Annotated in this window: 23 protein-coding genes; 13 read left to right on the forward strand and 10 right to left on the reverse strand. The window is 70.9% G+C overall.

From position 1 onward, the window contains the following. A partial coding sequence (locus H0488_RS00955) for a phospholipase D-like domain-containing protein (RefSeq protein WP_512698533.1) occupies positions 1-344 on the reverse strand: 344 nt, incomplete at its 3' end. Positions 345-429: 85 nt separating this feature from the next. Between H0488_RS00955 and H0488_RS00960 the strand changes: the two genes are divergently transcribed. Beyond that, the gene (locus H0488_RS00960; RefSeq protein WP_183097450.1) at positions 430-849 is read left to right on the forward strand and encodes a hypothetical protein; all 420 of its coding nucleotides are present in this window, start codon (positions 430-432) and stop codon (positions 847-849) included. Between the two features lie 18 nt (positions 850-867). Here H0488_RS00960 and H0488_RS00965 read toward each other — a convergent pair whose 3' ends face one another. After that, positions 868-1,254 carry a winged helix-turn-helix transcriptional regulator gene (locus H0488_RS00965; protein WP_183097451.1) on the reverse strand — a complete coding sequence of 129 codons (387 nt, stop codon included), beginning with the start codon at positions 1,252-1,254 and terminating at the stop codon, positions 868-870. A gap of 103 nt (positions 1,255-1,357) precedes the next feature. On the opposite strand from H0488_RS00965, the gene H0488_RS00970 reads away from it, so the two are divergent. Next, a complete protein-coding gene (locus H0488_RS00970) occupies positions 1,358-2,215 on the forward strand; it encodes an SDR family oxidoreductase (protein ID WP_183097452.1) in 858 nt (285 codons plus the stop codon). Here the strand turns inward: H0488_RS00970 and H0488_RS00975 are convergent, their stop codons facing one another. Together H0488_RS00975 and H0488_RS00980 are read right to left on the reverse strand one after the other, a co-directional pair. Next, entirely contained in the window at positions 2,216-2,485 is a 270-nt protein-coding gene (locus H0488_RS00975) for a hypothetical protein (protein ID WP_183097453.1), read from the reverse strand. A gap of 148 nt (positions 2,486-2,633) precedes the next feature. Further along, entirely contained in the window at positions 2,634-3,641 is a 1,008-nt protein-coding gene (locus H0488_RS00980) for a 5'-3' exonuclease (protein ID WP_183097454.1), read from the reverse strand. Positions 3,642-3,726: 85 nt separating this feature from the next. On the opposite strand from H0488_RS00980, the gene H0488_RS24480 reads away from it, so the two are divergent. Together H0488_RS24480 and H0488_RS00985 are read left to right on the forward strand one after the other, a co-directional pair. After that, positions 3,727-3,858, forward strand: a complete 132-nt coding sequence (locus H0488_RS24480) for a hypothetical protein (RefSeq protein WP_281369463.1) — start codon at positions 3,727-3,729, stop codon at positions 3,856-3,858. Next, positions 3,855-4,991 (forward strand): N(5)-(carboxyethyl)ornithine synthase, encoded by a 1,137-nt coding sequence (locus H0488_RS00985; RefSeq protein ID WP_183097455.1) that lies wholly within the window; start codon positions 3,855-3,857, stop codon positions 4,989-4,991. The genes H0488_RS24480 and H0488_RS00985 overlap by 4 nt, the downstream gene beginning before the upstream one ends. A 132-nt stretch (positions 4,992-5,123) precedes the next feature. Here H0488_RS00985 and H0488_RS00990 read toward each other — a convergent pair whose 3' ends face one another. Continuing rightward, entirely contained in the window at positions 5,124-5,963 is an 840-nt protein-coding gene (locus H0488_RS00990; RefSeq protein ID WP_183097456.1) for an SGNH/GDSL hydrolase family protein, read from the reverse strand. A 177-nt stretch (positions 5,964-6,140) separates the two neighbouring features. Between H0488_RS00990 and H0488_RS00995 the strand changes: the two genes are divergently transcribed. Continuing rightward, positions 6,141-7,271, forward strand: a complete 1,131-nt coding sequence (locus H0488_RS00995; protein ID WP_183097457.1) for a glycosyltransferase family 4 protein — start codon at positions 6,141-6,143, stop codon at positions 7,269-7,271. Positions 7,272-7,299: 28 nt separating this feature from the next. Here H0488_RS00995 and H0488_RS01000 read toward each other — a convergent pair whose 3' ends face one another. Beyond that, a complete protein-coding gene (locus H0488_RS01000; protein WP_183097458.1) occupies positions 7,300-7,977 on the reverse strand; it encodes an NADPH-dependent F420 reductase in 678 nt (225 codons plus the stop codon). A 48-nt stretch (positions 7,978-8,025) separates the two neighbouring features. Next, positions 8,026-8,277, reverse strand: a complete 252-nt coding sequence (locus H0488_RS01005) for a hypothetical protein (protein ID WP_183097459.1) — start codon at positions 8,275-8,277, stop codon at positions 8,026-8,028. 150 nt (positions 8,278-8,427) lie between these two features. Between H0488_RS01005 and H0488_RS01010 the strand changes: the two genes are divergently transcribed. From H0488_RS01010 to H0488_RS23805, 3 genes are read left to right on the forward strand one after another with little or no spacing between them, the layout of a single operon-like run. Further along, entirely contained in the window at positions 8,428-9,072 is a 645-nt protein-coding gene (locus H0488_RS01010) for a methyltransferase (RefSeq protein ID WP_183097460.1), read from the forward strand. A gap of 1 nt (position 9,073) precedes the next feature. Continuing rightward, entirely contained in the window at positions 9,074-10,063 is a 990-nt protein-coding gene (locus H0488_RS01015; protein ID WP_183097461.1) for an iron-containing redox enzyme family protein, read from the forward strand. After that, positions 10,060-10,245, forward strand: a complete 186-nt coding sequence (locus H0488_RS23805; RefSeq protein ID WP_183097462.1) for a CDGSH iron-sulfur domain-containing protein — start codon at positions 10,060-10,062, stop codon at positions 10,243-10,245. Before H0488_RS01015 ends, H0488_RS23805 begins: the two co-directional genes overlap by 4 nt. A 15-nt stretch (positions 10,246-10,260) precedes the next feature. Here H0488_RS23805 and H0488_RS01025 read toward each other — a convergent pair whose 3' ends face one another. Next, positions 10,261-10,947 (reverse strand): helix-turn-helix transcriptional regulator, encoded by a 687-nt coding sequence (locus tag H0488_RS01025; protein WP_312856163.1) that lies wholly within the window; start codon positions 10,945-10,947, stop codon positions 10,261-10,263. Positions 10,948-11,005: 58 nt separating this feature from the next. Here H0488_RS01025 and H0488_RS01030 point away from each other — a divergent pair, with 58 nt between their 5' ends. From H0488_RS01030 to H0488_RS01045, 4 genes are all read left to right on the forward strand, one after another. Continuing rightward, positions 11,006-11,809, forward strand: coding sequence for a DUF2249 domain-containing protein (locus H0488_RS01030; RefSeq protein ID WP_183097463.1), 804 nt, complete (start codon positions 11,006-11,008; stop codon positions 11,807-11,809). Positions 11,810-11,943: 134 nt separating this feature from the next. Continuing rightward, positions 11,944-13,095, forward strand: coding sequence for an acyl-CoA dehydrogenase family protein (locus tag H0488_RS01035; RefSeq protein ID WP_183097464.1), 1,152 nt, complete (start codon positions 11,944-11,946; stop codon positions 13,093-13,095). Positions 13,096-13,249: 154 nt separating this feature from the next. Continuing rightward, on the forward strand, positions 13,250-13,702 hold the full coding sequence (locus H0488_RS01040; RefSeq protein WP_183097465.1) for a helix-turn-helix domain-containing protein: 453 nt from the start codon (positions 13,250-13,252) through the stop codon (positions 13,700-13,702). 43 nt (positions 13,703-13,745) lie between these two features. Further along, on the forward strand, positions 13,746-14,540 hold the full coding sequence (locus tag H0488_RS01045) for an alpha/beta fold hydrolase (RefSeq protein WP_183097466.1): 795 nt from the start codon (positions 13,746-13,748) through the stop codon (positions 14,538-14,540). A 144-nt stretch (positions 14,541-14,684) separates the two neighbouring features. On the opposite strand, the gene H0488_RS01050 is transcribed toward H0488_RS01045, so the two are convergent. Both H0488_RS01050 and H0488_RS01055 read right to left on the reverse strand, forming a co-directional pair. Further along, the gene (locus H0488_RS01050) at positions 14,685-15,734 is read right to left on the reverse strand and encodes a tyrosine-type recombinase/integrase (protein ID WP_183097467.1); all 1,050 of its coding nucleotides are present in this window, start codon (positions 15,732-15,734) and stop codon (positions 14,685-14,687) included. Between the two features lie 102 nt (positions 15,735-15,836). Next, positions 15,837-16,025: a helix-turn-helix transcriptional regulator gene (locus H0488_RS01055; protein ID WP_183097468.1), complete on the reverse strand. Its 189-nt coding sequence runs from the start codon at positions 16,023-16,025 to the stop codon at positions 15,837-15,839. A 311-nt stretch (positions 16,026-16,336) separates the two neighbouring features. Between H0488_RS01055 and H0488_RS01060 the strand changes: the two genes are divergently transcribed. After that, positions 16,337-16,759 carry a hypothetical protein gene (locus H0488_RS01060; protein WP_183097469.1) on the forward strand — a complete coding sequence of 141 codons (423 nt, stop codon included), beginning with the start codon at positions 16,337-16,339 and terminating at the stop codon, positions 16,757-16,759. The last annotated feature ends 446 nt before the right edge of the window (positions 16,760-17,205 follow it).

Below are 17,205 nucleotides of genomic sequence, written 5' to 3' on the forward strand. Positions count from 1 at the left end.
CGCTCGTCGAGGAGCGCCTCACCGCCGCTCGCGTTGATGACGGCGCCGAGGTGCTCGTTCTCCTCGCTGTTGAGCTTGCCCGGGTGTGAGCGCCACAGCAGCGCCCGGACCTCGACCCCGCGGCGTGACGCCGACGCCAGGACCTCGCCGACCGTCGGACCGTCGTCGGTCATCTTCTCGTCGGAGTCGCCGCGCCAGTCGGTCAGGAAGATCCGGTCTCCGGACTCCGTCGCCCCGATGACCTCCAGCAGGCGGGCGAAGTAGCCGGCCCCGTGCACGTGCGGCACCACGAGGTTCCCCGACGTCCACGGCCGGTCGGACTCCGGAAGGAACCATTCGCTCACTGGCAAAGGCTCGCAGCAGGGCTGCCCGGGGTCCAGAGCGGGTAGTGACTGCCTGGATCTCGGCCCGACGACCGGAAGGACGCCCGTGACTCTCATGACCGAGGTGCTCCTCGTGACCGGCGTGGCGCTGGACCTGGTAGGTGCCGGCGTGCTCTCGCACGCGCACAACGCCGAGTCCATCGTCGAGCTGCGCGAGGAGATCAGCGAGGACGGCGAGGACGGGTCGGCCCTGGGGGAGCCGGACGCGATCTCCACCCACGCCCGGCTGCTGGCGGAGAAGCGGATCGGCTTCCTCCTCCTCACCGTGGGGCTGGTGATCTACCTGTGCGGGCTCGTCTCGAAGAGCCCCGAGGGCGTGGCGACGATGGCCCCCATCGCCGCAGGTGCCGTGATCATCGGCCTGGCGATCAGCGTCGCCTTCACCAAGGTCGCGGGCGACCGGATCCGGACGCAGGCGCGCCGGGCGTCGGCGCAGGACGACCCGGACGCGCTGCCCGAGCAGTAGTCCCGCCGGAGACCGAGGTCACCGCGACTCGTCGGAGCTCTCCAGCACTTCCTCTGCGTGCGCCGCGACCCAGCTGAGGAGGGGCACGAGCAGTGCCGCGAGCTCCTCGCCGCGGTCGGTGAGGCTGTAGTCGACGCGCGGCGGGATGACCGGCTGCGCGTCGCGGTGCACGAACCCGTCGCGCTCGAGGGTCCGGAGGGTCTGGGCGAGCATCTTCTCGCTCACGCCCTGCGCGCGGCGCCGCAGGTCGCTCCAGCGCTGGGGCCCGTCGGTCAGGGAGACCAGGATCAGCACCCCCCATTTGCTGGTGACGTGGTCGAGCACGACCCGGCTGGGGCACGCCGCGGGGAACACGCCGTCGGGGAACTGGTCGCGGAGCGCGGTGACATGCCTACTTACCAACATGCCAGTACCTTACTTCAAAGTGCGTACTCTCCGATGGGAAGTAACTACGTGGAGGGGCGGTTGGCCGTGGGTGCGAGCACGTCCACCCACGAGAGGAACCCTCATGAAGTACGTCATCACCGGTGCCACCGGTCACCTCGGCCGGCTTGTCGTCGAGGCGCTGCTGGAGCGCGCCGTACCAGCCGACCAGATCGTCGCGCTCGGCCGTGCGGTCGACCGGATCAGTGACCTGGCCGACCGCGGCGTGCAGGTCCGCGCCGTCGACTACGACGACGTCGACGCCCTGCAGGACGCGTTCGCTGGTGCCGACCGGGTGCTGCTGGTCTCCGGCAGCGAGTTCGGCCGGCGCGTCGCCCACCACCAGAACGTCATCGACGCGGCCGCGCGGGCCGGTGTGGAGCTGCTGGCCTACACCAGCGTCGCCAACGCCGACCGGACCGGCATGAAGCTGGCGGCGGACCACCTGGCCACCGAGAAGGCGCTCGCCGGCTCCGGGCTCCCGCACGTACTGCTGCGCAACGGGTGGTACCTCGAGAACTACACCGCCCAGCTCGCCACCTTCCTCGAGCACGGGGCCGTCCTCGGCAGCGCCGGCGACGGACGGGTCAGCGGCGCTGCGCGCGCCGACTACGCCGAAGCGGCGGCCGTCGTGCTGCTCGAGGAGGACCCGGCAGGGAAGACCTACGAGCTCGGCGGCGACGACGCCTTCACCCTGGCCGAGCTCGCGACGACGGTCGGCGACGCCGCGGGCCGCTCGGTCGAGTACCGCGACCTTCCCGTCGCCGACTACGCCCAGGTGCTGGTAGGTGCCGGCCTGCCCCAGGAGTACGCCGAGATCCTGGCCGACTCCGACCTCGGCATCGCCCGCGGCGACCTCCACGTCACCTCCGGCGACCTGGGCCGGCTCCTGGGCCGTCCGACCACGACGTTGACCGACGCGGTGCGCGCGGCCGTCGCCTGATCAGGCGCTGCGCAGCCGGACACTGACGTCGCGCGTCAGCTGTCGGTGTCCGGCTGCCATCACCTCGGCCTCGCGCCGCGGCAGGAAGCCCGAGTCGAGCCGACAGTCGTGGCACACGCAGACGGCCTGTGGCCCCAGGTGCACGACCTCGACCACGTGCGGGTGGCAGTGGTCACCGGCTGCCCGGTGCTCGTGGTCGCGACGGTGCGCGGCGGCCATCGTGCACGCCGCGATGTCGGCGACGCTGCTGGTCGGGTGCTGTTCCACCATGGTCCCTGGGTCTCTCCGAAGCCGGGCCCGTCCGAGTTGGCAGGTCGTCGACCTCTCCGACCATTGGAACCCCGGATCGGCGCGAGATCACGGCATTTCGTGCGGTGTGGCCGAACAGAGATCTTTCGGGTCCCGTTCGCGCCGATCGTCAGTGACGCGGCACGGACGCCGGGTCGGTGCTGAGCACGCGGATCGCGAGCGCGGTGGTCGCCTCGACGTTGAGGAACCCGACCACCTGGCTGACCCTGCCCTGGTCGAGCGGGAGCAGCCCGGGACTGCCCGGCACGTCGGGGGTGAGTCCGAGGTCGAGGTCGTCACGCCCGGACATGATCCGCACGTTGAAGTCGTAGCGCTCGCGGGCGCCGGCCGCGGCGAGACGGCGGACGACGGTGGCGCCGATCCGTCGACTGCCGGTCTCCTCGGCCCACGAGTCGAGGGCCGCGGTCACCGCCTCCCCGCCGTTGTGGTCGATGTCGGCCCAGACCGTGCGCATCGGCCCGGCCTGCTCGAGCAGGATGGCCGCGGTCTTCTCGCCGATGCCCGAGACGCCGGGCAGGTTGTCGCTGGCATCACCCCGCAGCGCGGCGTACTCGAGGTAGCGCTCGGCAGCGACGCCGTACATCGCGTGCAGCCGGGCGGGCGTGAGCAGGGGAGAGCCGTTGATGCCGCCGTCGATCAGGCGGAGCACCCGGGTGTGGTCGCTGATGTGGGCGAAGGCGTCGCGGTCCGAGGTGATGATGATGCAGTTCCAGTCGTTGCTGCGCGCCCAGGTCGCACCGGACGCGTTGACGTCGTCGGCCTCGAGACCCGGGGGAGTGAGCGTGGCGAGGCCGAGTGCGTCGAGCAGCGCACCCGCCCGGTCGAGCTGGTCGACGAGCGCCGGGTCCTTCACGGCACGCCCGGCCTTGTACTCGGGGTAGTGGTCGCGGCGCTCGGAGGCGGTGCGGTCGTCGAGCCCGAAGATCACGGCATCGGGCGCGAACCCCTCGATCGCCTCGATGATCTGGCGGACCATGCCGTGCAGCGCCCACGCGGGCCGACCGGCGCGGTCCGTGATCCGGGTGTGCGCCCGGGCGTGGTGGTTGCGGTGCAGGAGCGACGGGGCGTCGACGACGAGGAGCAGCCTGCGGTCGGCGGGGGCGTCGGAGGGTGGCATGGTGATCGCCGCCATCGTAGAGGCCCGTCCGGGGCGTATTGTCGAGGGACGGAGTCATTCAGGCTTCCTTCTCAGAGAGATCCCCATGAGCGACAAGTCGCCGCGGCAGAACATGACCAAGAAGTCGGGAAAGTCCATCAAGGAGAAGCGCGCCGAGAAGCGCAACCAGGGCAACCAGGAGACCTTCTCCGACAAGATCCACCCGAAGAAGAAATGACCCTGCTGGGACTCGGAGTAGTCGGCTCGTCCGCCAAGGAGAACGAGCACCGGCTGCCGCTCCACCCAGAGCACATCCCGCACCTGGACGCCGACCTGCGAGCGCGGATCACCCTCGAGCACGGGTACGCCGCCCGGTTCGGTGTCGCTGACGAGGACCTCGCCGCGCACGTGGCCGGGTTCGCGTCGCGCGCCGAGATCCTCGCGGACTCCGACGTCGTGCTGCTGCCCAAGCCGCAGCACTCCGACGTCGCCGCGCTGGGGCCCGGGCAGGTGTTGTGGGGCTGGCCGCACTGCGTCCAGGACACCGAGCTCACCCAGCTCGCCATCGACCGGAGCCTCACCCTGATCGCCTTCGAGGCGATGAACCACTGGACCCGGGACGGCGCGGTCGGCCTACATGTCTTCCACAAGAACAACGAGCTGGCCGGCTACTGCTCGGTGATCCACGCGCTGGAGATCGCCGGGCTGACCGGTGACTACGGTCGGCGCCTGAGCGCGGTGGTGATCGGGTTCGGCGCGACCGCCCGGGGCGCCGTGACGGCCCTCAACGCGCACGGGGTCCACGACGTCGCGGTGCTGACCAACCGGGGTGTCGCTGCTGTCGGCGCCCCGATCCACTCGGTGCGGATCCGCCAGTTCGACCACGACCCGGACGGCGGCAGCCACGTGATCACCGAGCGGGGCCGGGAGCCGCTGCCGGCGTACCTCGCCCAGGCCGACATCATCGTCAACTGCACCCTGCAGGACACCGCCAACCCGCTGATCTACCTGCGGGAGGAGGACCTTCCGGCGTTCCGGTCGGGCAGCGTGATCGTCGACGTGTCGTGCGACCTCGGGATGGGCTTCACCTGGGCGCGGCCGACGAGCTTCGAGGAGCCGACGTTCTTCGTCGGCGACAACATCCTCTACTACGGCGTCGACCACAGCCCGTCGTACCTCTGGAACTCGGCGACCTGGGAGAACAGCAACGCGCTGATCCCCTTCCTGCGGCCGGTGCTCGAAGGTGCCGAGGCGTGGGACGCCGACGAGACGTTGAGCCGGGCGATCGAGATCCGGGACGGCCGGGTGGTCAACCCCGCGATCCTGGCGTTCCAGGGGCGGGCTGCCGAGCCGCCCTACCCGCTGCTCTGAGCCGCCGGCCCGAGCGACGACGAAGCGCTCGGGAGTACTCGGCTGCGTAAGCGAGTACTTCCGAGCGCCTCGTCAGGTCTAGGTTTAGCGCGTAGTCGCCCCGGTCCACAACGATGCTTGAAATGGAAACCATCAGCCGACCGCTGTCGGGCCGAAGTGACCGGAGGGCAGGGTGGTCCCGTGACCTGCCGCCATCAGCACGCTCGGCAGCAGCGCCTTGGCCGTACGGCGGTAGCCCGCGCCGGACGGGTGGAAGCGGTCGATGGCGAACATCTCGTCCGGCTGGGCGAGGAAGAACGGGCCCGCCACCTGGGCGAGGGCGACCGCGCGGGCACCCAGACCGGTGACGGCGGCCCGCTGTGCCTCCGCGAGCTGGCGTGAGCTCCGGCCCGCCAGCGCCCGCAGAGGCTGCGGCACCGACGGCAGCGCGGAGAGGTCGGGGCAGGTGCCGACCACCACCTGGCAGCCGCCGGCCTGCAGCGCTTCGACCGCCTCCACGAGGTGGGCGACCGAGGTGGAGAACCTGATCCGATGGGTCACGTCGTTGCCGCCGACGATCACCGCGACGTCGGGGCGGTAGCCGGTCGGCAGTCCGGCCAGCTGGGCCCGCAGCATCGAGGTCTCGGCGCCGACGATCGCCGCGGTGTGCAGGCGGACGGCCCGCCGGGTCTGCTTCGCCAACCGCTTCGCCAGGTGCGCACCGAGCGTCTGCCGCGGTGTCTCGGCGCCGAGGCCGGCGGCGATGGAGTCGCCGAGGACGAGCAGCTCGATGCGGTCGCCGTACTTCGACTTGTAGGTCCGGTCGGCCCGGTGCGCCTCCTCGCCGAGGTCCTTGCCGATGGTCTTGCGGGCGAGCGCGGCCTGGAACCGGAGGACCTGGCGGGCGGCGAGGGAGCCGCTGGTGAGCGCGGCGAGCGCGAGGGAGCCGGCGACGACGGCCCGGAGGCCGGGCCGCCGGAGGGACCGGGTCATGTCCCCCAGGGCAGCGTCCGGACCTGACGCGTTCGCACCTCCGAGTGAGATGTCGGGTGACCGCGGGGTGTACAGCCAGGACCGGTCGGGCGCGGGTCTCTCGCTGGACCGCCGGAGGCGTTGCGACATTGGTCGCGTGGTCACGGTTCGTTCACCCGGGCCGCCGACCTTGGAGGCATGAAGGTAGCGATCGTGACCGAGTCGTTCCTGCCCCTGGTGAACGGCGTCGTCAACTCCGTGCGCCACGTCGTCGACAACCTCGTCGACAACGGGCACGAGGCGCTGATCATCGCGCCGGGCCCGGGCCCGAGCGAGTACGGCGGGGTCCGGGTGGTGCGGGTGCGGTCGGTGGCCGTGCCGAGGTACAAGTCGTTCCCGCTGGGCCTGCCGGACCGGCAGGTGGAGGAGACGCTCGCCGGGTTCCGTCCCGACGTGGTGCACCTGGCCTCGCCGATCGCGCTCGGCTGGGTCGGGCTGCGCGCGGCCCGCAAGCTCGGCATCCCTACCGTCGCGGTCTACCAGACCGACATTCCCGGCTTCCTCCGCCAGTACAAGATCCCCGGCGAGGCGACCTGCGCCCGCTGGGTCGGGCGGATCCACAAGCGCTCCACGCGGACCCTGGTGCCGTCGCGGTCGGCGTACGCCCAGCTCGCGGACCTCGGCGTCGACAACCTGCACGTGTGGGGACGCGGCGTGAACCTCGGCCTCTTCGACCCCGCTCGCCGCGACCACGAGCTGCACGACCGCTGGGCGCGGGCCGGCAGCAACGGCGACCAGGTCGTCGTCGGGTACGTCGGCCGGCTCGCCGCCGAGAAGCAGGTACGCCGCCTCGCCGAGCTCGCGCGGGTGCCCGGCATCCGCCTGGTCGTGGTGGGCGACGGGCCCGAGATGCGGTGGCTCCGGAAGCGGCTGCCCGACGCGGAGCTCACCGGGATGCTGAGCGGTGCCGAGCTCGCGACCGCGTTCGCGTCGATCGACGTGTTCGTGCACACGGGCGAGAACGAGACCTTCTGCCAGACCATCCAGGAGGCCCAGGCCAGCGGCGTTCCCGTCGTCGCTCCCGCCCGGGGCGGGCCGCTCGACCTGGTCCGGCACGAGCACACCGGGCTGCTCTACGAGCCGAGCGACGGCGCCTCGCTGCGCGACGCCGTACGCCGGCTCGCGGCCGACGAGTCGCTGCGTGCGAGCCTCGCGGCCAACGGCCTGGCTCGCGTCGCCCACCGGTCCTGGGCCGACGTCGTCGACGAGCTGATCACCGAGCACTACCTCGCCGTGACCGGCGGCGGCGCCACCGTCGCCGCCGCCTGACCCTGGCTCGGCCGGCTCGGCCGCCCGCTCAGCGGACGATCTTGAAGTTGAACGCGGGGGAGCCGAGGGCTCCCCAGAGCCGCAGCCAGACCGGGAGCAGCATCTCGACGCCGCGGGCGGTCGTGATGTCGCCGAGGTCGATGACATCGGTGTGGCCGAACTCCTCGAGCAGGCCGGTCACCGTCCTCTTCGCCTCGGCGTCGTCGCCGGACACGAACACGCTCGAGCTCTCGGGGAGGGTCTCGGGATGGACCATCAGGTCGGCATTGAGGGTGTTGAGGGACTTGACGACCCGCGCGTCGGGGAAGGTGCGCTGGATCTGCTCGGCCAGGGAGTCGGTGTCCTTGACGAACAGGGTGGGCGGCATGCCCTGGCTGAAGTCCAGCGGGTTGGAGATGTCGAGCAGGACCTTGCCGGCCAGGTTGTCCGCCCCGGCGAGGCCGAGCACGTCGAGGGACGCGGCGCCGTTGGTGGCGTTGACCACCACCTCCGCACCGGCCGCGGCCTCGGCGAAGGACGCGAGGGTGACGGCGGGGTGCGCGGCGGCCCACTCGGCGTACGGCGCGTTGCCCATGCCGTCGGGCTCGGTGCGCGCCAGCGTCGCCTGCGGGTCGCGGGTGCCGGCGGTGACGGTGTGGCCGAGCTCGGAGAGACGACCGGCGATGGTCCGGCCGACCGTGCCGGTGCCGAGGACTGCGATCTTCATGGCCGCCATTCTCGCACCGGCGACCTCCTGGAGATCGACCTCAGCCGGTCACGCGTTGGCGGTGAGCGCGGCGACGACCTTCTTCTGGACGTCCTGCGCGAGGCCGAGGAGCTGGTTGGCCGTCGCTGTCGCCTGGTCGACGACGTCGCTCGGGTCGGGCACCAGGTCGGCGACCTTCTCGAAGCCGGGGGCCTTGTCGCGGACCACGTCGCGGGCGGCGCCGACGACCGCGTCGGCCGCGCCGACGGTCTTCGCGACGATGTCGCGGCCCTTGTTGGTGAGGTCGGATACGTCTGCCATGGCTTGCTCCTGATCCTGGATGTGCTGCACCAAGGGCAACACCTCGCGGGCCGCTAGCTCAAGACAGCAGCGACGTGCTTCCCCTCACAGGTGCGGACCCGACCCCCACTGGCGGGTATCGACGGGGCCGGCGTTGGGTACCCACCGGGGGTGACCACCTTGGACGCGCCGACCGAGCTTGCGCGCTTCGGCGACCTCGACATCCGCTGGGACCGGCGCGTGCTGCGCCCGCGTGCGTGGACGACCGCGCAGAGCCACTGGGCCGCGGCGCTCTCGCCGCACTGCCCGGACGGTCCGATCCTGGAGCTGTGCTGCGGGGCCGGGCAGATCGGGTTGCTGGCCGCCGTGCTCTCCGGCCGGCCGCTGGTCCAGGTCGACCGGGACCCCGCGGCCACCGCGTTCGCCCGCTCGAACGCCGCGGACGCTGGGGTCCCGAGCGACGTCCGCACCGCCGCGCTGGCCGACGCCCTGCAGCCCGAGGAGCTGTTCGGGCTCGTCATCTTCGATCCGCCGTACGTGCCCACGGCACGGGTCTCGGAGTTCCCCGAGGATCCCGTGGGGGCGATCGACGGAGGTTTCGACGGCACCGAACAGCTGGTCCTGGGCCTGGGCGTGGCCCTGCGACACCTGCACCCCGACGGCCACCTGGTGGTGCAGGCCCGCGACACCGACCAGGCAGAGGTGGTCGGCCGCGTGCTCGACGGCCTCGGCCAGGGTCGGTCGCCGAGGACGGTCCTGGAGGTGCGGGACTACCAGCCCGGCGGCGTCCTCCTGGACATCGGGCCCGGGGCCTGACGTGGAGCTGCCACAAGCCCGCGGAGCCCTCAGCGCCACGCTGTCCGACGCGCTTCGCGACGGCACTCCGGACCTGTCGTCGGTCGAGCCCGACGACGAGGAGGACCTGCACCTCAGCCTCTGGATGCTCTACGAGCTGCACTACCGCGGCTTCGACGGGGTCGACGACGCGCGTGAGTGGGACCCGGACCTGTTGACCGTGCGCGCGCGTCTCGAGGGCCGGTTCGAGTCCGACCTCCGTGCTGCCTGCCGCCCGATCGTCGAGCTGGCCGACGCCCGGGGGTCGGTGCCCGACCAGCTCGCCGCGATCACGGCCTACGACGTCGGGGTGTCGCTCCCGAACTTCGTCCAGCGCGAGGCCAGCGCCGACCAGTACCTCGAGTTCCTCGCGCAGCGGAGCCTCTACCACCTCAAGGAGAGCGACCCGGCCGCCTGGGCGGTCCCGCGGCTCGAGGGGCCGGCGAAGGTCGCGCTCGCCGAGCTCCAGTACGACGAGTACGGCGGCGGTCGGCCCGAGCGACTGCACAGCCGGCTGTTCGCCGAGGCCATGGAGGCCTGCCGGCTGGACGCGTCGTACGGCGCCTACGTCGACCGGGTGCCGGCGTACACGCTCGCCGTCAACAACGCGATGTCCCTCTTCGGCCTGCACCGCCGGCTCAGAGGTGCGGCGATGGGCCACCTGGCGGCGTTCGAGATGACCAGCTCGTTGCCGTGTCGCCGCTACCTGCAGGGCGCCGAGCGGCTGGGACTCGGGGAGCCGGTCGGGCACTACTTCGACGAGCACGTCGAGGCGGATGCGGTGCACGAGCACCTGGCCGCGCGCGGGATCTGCGGAGCGTTGGTGGAGGCAGAGCCGCAGCTCCGGCCGGACGTCCTCTTCGGCGCCGCGGCGTGCGTGCACCTCGACGCCGTCGCTGCCCAGCAGATGCTGGACGCCTGGGCCGACGGCCGGTCCGCGCTGCGCGTGGTGCGGGACAGGGAGGTCGCGTGAGCGAGTGCCAGGTCACCCTCATTCCCGACGGACCGGCTCTGATCCGCGGCGCCGACCGGATCCGTGACGCCGACGGCGTCACCCACGAGGCGACCCGCCCGGTCGTCGCGGTCTGCCTCTGCGGGCTGACCCAGCGGCCGCCCTGGTGCGACGCGACCCACAAGGTCGCCGTCAAGCCTTAGGGATCTCGCGGGAGCTCAGGTGCGCGCCGTCAGGTGCAGGCGACAGGCGCCGGGCTCGGCGAACGGCAGCAGCTCCACCCCCCGCGGGTCCGCGCCGTACGCCTCCAGTGCGCCCTGGGCCAGCCCGAGATGCACGTTGCACACCACGTCGGGGTACTGGTGGGCGGCCTCGAGCAGCGGGCAGCGGGTGAGTCGCACCACCGTGCTGCGGGTGTCGGGCTGGGGCGCGAAGCCGATCTCGTCGAACAGGGAGACGACCTCCCGCCGCGCGGCGACCGCGCTGGGCGCCGGACTCGCTCCGCGTTCGCCGGCCAGCTCGCGTCCCCACGCGACGCCGGCCCGGGCGGCGTCGGCTGCGGGCGATCGGCTGGTGCGGTGGATCGTGGCGGCCAACGCGGAGGCGAGGCCGCCGTACTCGGGGGAGGCGGCGGCGTCGCTGCCGATCGCCTGGTAGAGCCACGCCGGTCGGCCTCGTCCGCTCGGCTCGGCCGCGTGGCGGCGCGCGAGCCCTTGCTGCACCAGCGCATCGAGGTGCTCGCGCACCGTGTTGGCGTGCAGCCCGGTCTGGTCGACCAGTGCCGCCAGGGTGATCGGCTCGCTCTGTGCTCGCAGGGTCTCCAGGAGCGCCGCCCGCGATCGCGACAAGGGCGCCCGCGCGCGGCCGGTGCTGGGCAGGGGACCGAGAGCGTGATTATTTTCCACGGAGTAGAGTGTAGTAAATAATCAGTGTTCAGTCGCCGAACGACCGAAGGAGACCCCCATGTCCGACCTCCTCATCGCCTCCAGTGAGGCCGACGCACGGGCGGCGGACGCCGTCAGGGAGCACCACGCCGCGATGGCCGGGGAGCTGGCTCTGCTCGTGGAGAGGCTCGTGGGAGCTGCCACCTCCGGTCACGAGGCGGCTGGGGAGGAGGTGCGCCGCGAGCTGCTCGGGTGGTGTGCCCGAGACCTGCTCCCGCACGCGCGAGCCGAGGAGCAGGCGATGTATCCCGCCGCCGGCGACACGGTCGAGGGGCGGCTGCTGATCGAGGCGATGCTGGGCGAGCACGAGCTGGTCGTCAGGCTCATCGACCAGGTCGCCGAAGCCGACGACCTGGTCCGGGCCGCGGCGGCAGCCACGGCGCTGCGCACCGTGTTCGAGTCCCACCTGGCCAAGGAGAACGACCTGATCCTGCCGGTGCTCGCCACGGCGCCCGGAGTCTCGGTCGCCGAGCTCCTCTCCGGGATGCACGAGCTGCTCGGCGGACATGATGCGGCGCCGACCGGCTCGGGGTCCGAGGCGGAGGGCGGCTGCGGCGGGCACGCCTGCACCTGCGGAGAGGTCGACGGACCCGACCATCCGGAGCTCGATGCGCGCGCGATCCCGCACGCCATCCGGCACGCGACGATCTTCGGCGCCCTGGAGTCGCTGGAGCCGGGATCCGGTCTGGTGCTCCTGGCCCCGCACGACCCGCTGCCCCTGCTGGCGCAGATCGACCAGCGCTGGCCGGGCCGGTTCACGACCGACTACCGCGAGCGCGGCCCCGAGACGTGGAAGCTCGCCCTGGTGCGGGGCGACGCCTGATCCGCTCGTCTCAGAGATCACGGAGATCCAACCCACCACCACAGGGAGCGCGCCGCCCCAGAGGCCTGCCGCGCTGGACTGTGACAGTGGTGGTGTAAAGATGGGTGCGGCACACCTGTCGCGAGAGGAGCACCATGCGTCGCACCATCTTCACCGAGGAGCACGAGGACTTCCGCAGGACCATGCGGTCGTTCATCGAGTCCGAGGTCGTTCCGCACTACCAGGAGTGGTACGACGCCGGCCTGGTCGACCGCTCCCTCTACACCAAGATCGGAGAGCTCGGCGTACTCGGCATCGAGGTCCCCGAGGAGTACGGCGGCGCCGGGATCCACTCCTTCAAGTTCGCCGCGATCCTGACCGAGGAGACCGCCCGGGCGGGCGTGCACCTCGGAGGCATCGGCGTCCACCTCGAGCTCTGCCTGCCCTACCTGCAGAAGCTCGCCACTCCCGAGCAGATGGAGCGATGGATGCCCGGCTTCATCTCCGGTGAGGAGATGTGGGCGATCGCGATGACCGAGCCGGGCACAGGCTCGGACCTGGCGGGCATGCAGACCACGGCGAAGCGGGACGGCGACAGCTACGTCCTCAACGGTGCGAAGACGTTCATCACCGGTGGCGTCCTGGCGGACCGGGTGATCGTGTGTGCGCGGACCTCGCCGCCGCTGGAGAACAACCGTCGGTTCGGCATCTCGCTGTTCGCGGTGGACACGAAGTCGCCCGGCTACGAGGTGGGGCGCAAGCTCGACAAGATCGGTCTGAAGACCTCCGACACCGCTGAGCTCTCCTTCACCGACGTCCGGGTGCCGGCCGCGGACCTGCTGGGGGAGGAGAACGAGGGCTTCTCCTACCTCGGCCAGAACCTGCCGCAGGAGCGTCTCGGCATCGCGGTCAGCGGCTACGCCCAGGCCAAGGCGGCGATCCGGTTCACGAAGGCGTACGTCGAGGAGCGGAAGGTCTTCGGCAACACGGTCGCCTCGTTCCAGAACACCAAGTTCGAGCTGGCCGCCTGCCAGACCGAGGTGGACGCCGCCGAGGCGGTGTGCGATCGCGCCATCGAGGCCCACGACGTGGGCGAGCTCTCGGCCGTCGACGCCGCCTCTGCCAAGCTCTTCTGCACCGAGGTCGCCGGTCGGGTCATCGACCGATGCCTGCAGCTGCACGGTGGCTACGGCTACATGAACGAGTACCCGATCGCGCGTCTGTACGCCGACACCCGCGTGACGCGGATCTACGGCGGCACGTCGGAGGTCATGAAGCTGATCATCGCCAAGAGCATGGGTCTCTGAGGTTCAGGACGCCAGAGACGCGAATACGGCCGTTTGTGCGGATCTGCAGCAATCTGCCACCTTCTGGATTGACCACGTCTGACGGATAGCTTCGCGTAAGCGAATCTGTATGTCGTGTCGTTGCTTGCCGTCTCCGAGGCCGCTGAGCGGCTCCGTGTCCCGACGCGGCAAAGCCACGGCAGCCCACGCCGTCGACTCGGCCCACGCCCTCGTGTGGGAGCTGCACGCCCACCCGGCGAAGCTCGGCGCCCTGCCCTCAGGCACCGCGACGATCGCGGCGACCGCGACGTTGCTCTCGGTGCACCCGCGGACGCTGCAACGACAGCTCCGGGCTCGCGACGTCACCTTCACGCAAGTGCCCGACGAAGCCCGACGAGAGCTCGCCGACCAGTACCTCACCACCACCGACCTGCCCCTGGGACAGATCGCGGCCTTGATCGGGTTCTCCGAGCAGTCCGCGCTCTGCTACGCCGTCACCGGTGGTTCGGAACCCACCCCCGCCGCGTGCGTGCGTCCGCACCGGCCTCGCCGACGGGCGGCCGGGTGGCGCCGTCCGGTTCGAGCGCCGGGTCGTGAAGCCACAGGCCAGGCGGCCCAACCGTCCTAGGGTGGGGTCCCGCGATGTCGATGACCCAGGTGGGAGGTTGCCCATGCGCAAGGTCTTCCCCGCCCAGCTGCGCGCGGGCGCAGGCGAGCCCCTGCTGTTGCTCCACGGCGGCAGCAACCACTGCACCTCCTGGCAGGACGTGATCCCCCTCCTCTCCGACGACTACGACGTCCTGGCGCCATCGTTGGGTGGCCATGCCGGCGGGGCACCGCTCCCGGACGGTCCCGTGACGATCGAGCGCTACGCCGACTCGGTCGAGGCGGTCATGGACGCCGCGGGCTGGGACACGGCGCACGTCGCGGGGAACTCGCTCGGCGGTTGGACCGCGATGGAGCTGGGGCGGCGTGGACGGGCGCGCAGCGTGGTCGCGCTCTCCCCGGCCGGCGGATGGCCCGACAACGCGGACGACAGGGAGCGGATCCGGCGCCACTGGGCCCGGATCCGACGCCAGATCGAGCTGACCCGCAGGGTGGCGCCACTCGGACTCCGGAACGCCCGGGTGCGCCGCTACTCCTTCGCCGAGGTCGCGGTTTGGGGGGATCGCATCTCGCCCAAGCACGCGGTCGAGCTGCTCGACATCGCGCTGGCGGCCGACCGGCGCGTGTCCGAGCTCCTCGACTCACCCGTTCAGCGCTATGCCGACACCGGCGTGCCCACCCTGATTTCCTGGGCCGAGCACGACCGGTTCCTGCCGGCGCCCGGTTTCAGCGACCCGTGGCACGCGGCCGCGCCGCACGCCACGTTCCGGGTCCTCCCTGGCGTCGGTCACGTGCCGATGTACGACGACCCCGAGTTGGTTGCCGCCACGATCCGCGACTGGATCGGCAGCCCGCGCTAGGCCGCGGTGCAACGACGAAGGCCCCAGCTTGATCGCTGGGGCCTTCGCCGTGGTGTGGAGCTTCGGGACGAGCGGTACTGCTCCGGCTGATCTCAGATGTCGTAGTAGTGAGTACCTCAGCGCGCTGACCTGCGAAAACAGGTCCTACGAGGGCTCATGGGGTGCACTCGGTACGCTCAGCATCGCGTCGATGGCCGCCTTCGTGCGCTCGGTCGACGACGGCATCAGATGTGTGTAGGTCCTGAGTGTGCAGCCTGGGTCCGCGTGGCCGAGGTACTCGCTCAGCGCGAGGATCGACTCGCCCGCATCCAAGAGCGTACTCGCGTAGAAGTGCCGCAGCGCGTGACAGCCGTTCTCGCGCTTTGCCTCCATGCCCGCCGCTCGGAGCGCTGGATGCCAGATCTTCGGGTTGAAGTAGTTGCGATTGAGCGCGCGCGACTCCCGCGAGTACAGGATCAGGTCGAAGGTGCGTTCCGGCCCGTCGCTCTTGTCCCAGGGGAGCGTCACCGAGCGCGGCGGGTAACGCGTGACGTGGTCGTTGATGAGCTCGAGCACACGGTCCGGGAGCGGGACGGTACGGATCTTGCGACCTTTCGGCAGCCCGAACAGTTGGCGATTGCTCCCTAGAAGCTTCACCTGGCGCTTGATCTCGATCTCCCCGGTGTTGAGGTCGATGTCGTCCAGCGAGAGCCCGAAGATCTCGCCCTGCCTCAGCCCGAGCCCGATGCCTAGGTCGACTACGAGCTGGAACCGATCGGGCAGCTGCTTACGTACCGCCATGGCTTGCTCGCGCGTCCACGGCTTCAGCTTGCGAGGATCCGACTTCGGCCGCCGTACTGAAGGCGCCTTGCATGGATTCTTGGGAATCAGGTCATCGTCGACCGCGGCCGTGAACACCGAGGACACGTTGGCGTACACGACCTTCTGATAGTTCCCCGAGAGCCCCGTGATGGTGCGAAGCCATCCCTGAATCGTGGAGGGCTGAATGTCCGCGAGGTTGCGACTTCCAAGGTGCGGCATGACGTGAAGCCGGAAGCGGAGCTCGACCATCTCGACTGTGCCCTCTTCGAAGGTCTGCGCCGCCAGCCACTGGGCTGCGTAGTCGTCGAAGCGCACCTTGCCGGCATCGGGATCGACGTAGTGGCCGCGGACGATGTCTGCGGACACCATGGCGGCGAAGCGGTCCGCCTCCACCTTCCTTCGGAACGCTTTTGCGCGGGCCCGGCCGTCGGTCTCCGCCAGCGGACCCGGTAGGTGACCGTTCGCTTCCCGTCGGTCGATGTGCGCTCCCTCCGTTCAACCCACGCCACGTTCCACCGCCAGGTGCTCCTGCAACCACGCGCGGACGGTTGCCGGGTCGTACCGGAGGTGCCGCCCGACCCGGTACGCGTCGGGGCCGCAGCCCTTGTGTCGCCACTGGTAGAGGGTGGCGACCGGGATGCCGAGGAACTCGGCCACCTCGTCGGCGGAGAGAAGCCGCTCCATCTTCTGCCTCGCCCCGGGCCCGCTGCCTTTCGCACTAGAGACCTGGGACATCTGAGTGCGCTCCCTTCGCTGGGGGACGGTGGATGAGGGCGGCGTGGAGGTCTGCCCGGCTCGTGCCCGCCGATGAGAAGGTGGGCTCCTCCGGGGGGCGCAGGTGCTCGCGTGCGGTCCGGATGACCTCGAGATCAGCTGCGCGTGCGACGGGCACGAACCGTTCGCGGACCGGGTGGACCAAGCGTCCGTCGCCGCTTACGAGCCGAGGGACGGTCACGCGCTGAACGCATGCTCCTCGCTCGACTCCGGATTCGAGGATGTCACACCGCGAGGTCACTCTGATCGACGGCTGCCGAGCCTCGGTCGGAGACGTCGTCATCACGCGCCAGAACGACCGCCGCATCAGGACGACAAGCGGCGGGTGGGTGAAGAACGGCGACCGCTGGCTAATCACCGACATCAGGCGCGAAGGCTCTGTCGTGGTCAAGCGCCTCGGAGCCCGTGGACGGCGAACGGTCCTGCCGCCGGAGTACGTCGCCGAGCACGTCGACCTCGGCTACGCCGTCACCGCGCATCGCGCTCAGGGCGTCACCGTCGACACGGCCCATGTCGTCGTGACCACATCCACGACCCGAGAGAACCTCTACGTCTCGATGACGCGTGGCCGTGAGTCCAACATCGCGTACGTCGCCCTCGACCAGCCCGACGCAGCCACTCCACGCCCGAGGCGGATGACGTGACGGCGAGAACCGTCCTGTACGGCGTCCTCCAGCACAGCAGCGCCGACCTGTCGGCCACACAGACGATCGAGGCCGAGTACGAACTGCATGGCGGCATCGACCGCCTCGCAGCCGAACTCGAGACGATCGCCGCCGACGCCCAGCACGACCGCTTCGTCGACTTGCTCAGCCGTTCAGGGCTGACCGCGGAGCAGCATGCTGCGGTCGTCGCGTCGACAGCGTTCGGCCCGCTCATGGGCGGCCCTTCGCCGTGCCGAGGCGTACCACCACGACCTCGGACGTCTTCTGCCTCGAGTCGTCGGGCGACACGGTCTCGATGACGCCGATGACATTGCAGCGGTCCTCCGCTACCGGGTGGACAAGCTCGCAGCGACCCCGCCGAGTGGGTGTCGCCTCCGTCCGCGACTGATCGCCGGCCTGCTCCCCGAGCCGCTCGGCGCGATGTC

The organism is Nocardioides pelophilus (assembly GCF_014180685.1).
GTDB classification, from domain to species: domain Bacteria; phylum Actinomycetota; class Actinomycetes; order Propionibacteriales; family Nocardioidaceae; genus Nocardioides; species Nocardioides pelophilus.